Genomic DNA, 2,123 nt, shown 5'->3' on the forward strand with positions numbered 1-2,123 from the left:
AGTAGTTACACTATAAATAACCCTATCATCTTAAGAATAAATGTTTTAATATATTAATGGTGCATAACTCTGAACATACTATTCAAAATGAAGAAAATAAATATATTTATTCCCAAATTCACCTCCTCCTAATTTTTATTTAAATTCTCCTTCTATGCCTATTTAGTTTTATGTTATCAATACTTAATATCTAGCTCATAATCTTGATTACTAATATAAATGTGATATAATGATAGAATATTCTAATAATATTCTATTTTAGATAGAGGTAATATAATGAATTTAATGATTAAAGAATTGTTACTGATATCCAGTTTATTTTGTAGCGGTATCTCTTGTAAGCTATATGAAAAGCTTACAGATAAAACCAAACTGGCTTTAGCCAAAAATAAGTATTTTGTCAATAATAATAAAGATATAAATAATAAAAGTATAAATTCTACTAATAAGCTAGATAATAATTCTCTGAATCCTTTATAGAAGACAACAACAGAAGTAATCGTAAGGCTAGGAGCATTAATGGTGGAGAAAATCAAGAACAAAATAATAAGAATAAAAGTAAGGCAAAAGAAAATATCATAAAGAAAAGTGAAGAAAGTAATAATTTGGGAACACAAATAAATAATAATTTAAACACAAAACACTCTAATACTAGTAAAGTAGATAACAATAAACATAATGCTGATAGAACATCTCAACAAGTTAATAAGGAATCTAATAAAGCTATTACTGCTAGGGAAATTATGTACGAAGCTGAAACTTTTTTTTAGAAAAAACTGAGAAAATAACTGCAGATTTAGAAACAACAAAATCAAAACTTGATAAGATAAAAAGTGTTATTGAGGATGCTCGTTTTTATTTAAATACTGCTAAAAAATCTAAATATACTACTAACAACAATACATTACTATTACATAACTTAAACCAAGAAATTAATAAGGTTAATAGCAGCCATGCTTCTGCCAAATCTCATTGCAATGATGCAATTAGTGCTTTAGCAAGATCTAAGGATAATTTTGAAAATATGCAAAAAGAAAAGCAGAAGGGGCTTTAGAAGAAGCTATAAAAGATATACCTTCTTTAGGGTATAATTATCTTTACTATTTTTGGATAGTTGATGCTCAAAAAGCAATCAAGAATGCTAAAAGCTTGTTTGAGAATGCTAAGAATAAACAAGAAGAACTTAACGATAAGATGAATAAGGCAAATGTAGAGCTTCTTAAATTAGAGCAAGCATATAAAGTTTTGCAAACTAAAAAATCTTAGAAATAGGGTTATAATCCTGAAAATTATAAAACTTATACGAAAAGCTTCTCTAAACTTTAATTTTGGTTATTTTATAGATTAGTATTGATACGGGGGTTTGGATTGATATTTCCAATAGGTACACATAATATGAAAATTGAATTTAATATTGCTGTAATAACGTTAAGCTTAATAATATTTAATTTAGAATTTTTCAAAATGCTCTCCTTATAAATTTGAATTATCAAACATTAGTTTTAATTCAAAATAACAATATTAAATTTATTTGATATTGAAAATTTAATTTCTATTGCATGTTTTTAGCGCCAATTTAGATTGTATGAATAAAAAAAGAGAAGAATTAACTTCTCTTTTTGAAATATCAAGTGCAGCATATTATTTTTTGTATTTAGATTAATCAGCTTGATTTAGTAGATAACTACGATGAAAGTATTTATCCTTTATGTGCTTTGCTAGCGCTTCAGCATTTGTTTTAATGTCGCCAACATTTTTATTGTAAGCATCAATAGTTGCATTTAAGGTTTTAGTAAAGTTTTGTTTTATCTTTAAATCACGTTTTACATCTTGTAGTAACGTTTCGGCTTCTTTTGTGCTTAGAGTGCGTAATTTATCTTGTATTTTTTTTAAATGTATATCTTCTAATTGCAGCTGAATATCCCTTGATGTTTCGAGAAATTTACCAGCTACTCTTCGGTTCTTATCTGTATCAAGTGTTTCAAGAATTTCTTTTAATGCTAATATTTTTTTTGTATCGTAATTTAGGGATGGATAAATTATTCTTTTTAATTTCATTTTTGCATTAAACATAAAATAATCATCTCTTTGAAGTTTAAAAGTCTCTAGGAAATCATATTGAA

At 25.6% G+C, this 2,123-nt stretch carries 3 protein-coding genes and 1 pseudogene; 2 read left to right on the forward strand and 2 right to left on the reverse strand.

From position 1 onward, the window contains the following. The first annotated feature begins 276 nt into the window (after positions 1-276). Positions 277-480 (forward strand): hypothetical protein, encoded by a 204-nt coding sequence (locus tag BLA33_RS05710; protein ID WP_029347036.1) that lies wholly within the window; start codon positions 277-279, stop codon positions 478-480. A gap of 125 nt (positions 481-605) precedes the next feature. Beyond that, positions 606-770, forward strand: coding sequence for a hypothetical protein (locus BLA33_RS06045; RefSeq protein WP_233436623.1), 165 nt, complete (start codon positions 606-608; stop codon positions 768-770). A gap of 576 nt (positions 771-1,346) precedes the next feature. Here BLA33_RS06045 and BLA33_RS05855 read toward each other — a convergent pair. Both BLA33_RS05855 and BLA33_RS05725 read right to left on the reverse strand, forming a co-directional pair. After that, positions 1,347-1,463 (reverse strand): annotated as a pseudogene (locus tag BLA33_RS05855) (complement regulator-acquiring protein); the annotation flags it as partial. Positions 1,464-1,659: 196 nt separating this feature from the next. Then, the coding region (locus BLA33_RS05725) for a complement regulator-acquiring protein (RefSeq protein ID WP_157651915.1) at positions 1,660-2,123 on the reverse strand (464 nt) is incomplete at its 5' end.

The sequence above is a fragment of the Borreliella garinii genome (genome assembly GCF_001922545.1).
Taxonomy (GTDB): domain Bacteria; phylum Spirochaetota; class Spirochaetia; order Borreliales; family Borreliaceae; genus Borreliella; species Borreliella garinii.

Coding starts and splice junctions, on each gene's coding strand:
- BLA33_RS05710 (WP_029347036.1), top strand. CDS start 277: ATGAATTTAATGATTAAAGAATTGTTACTGATATCCAGTTTATTTTGT.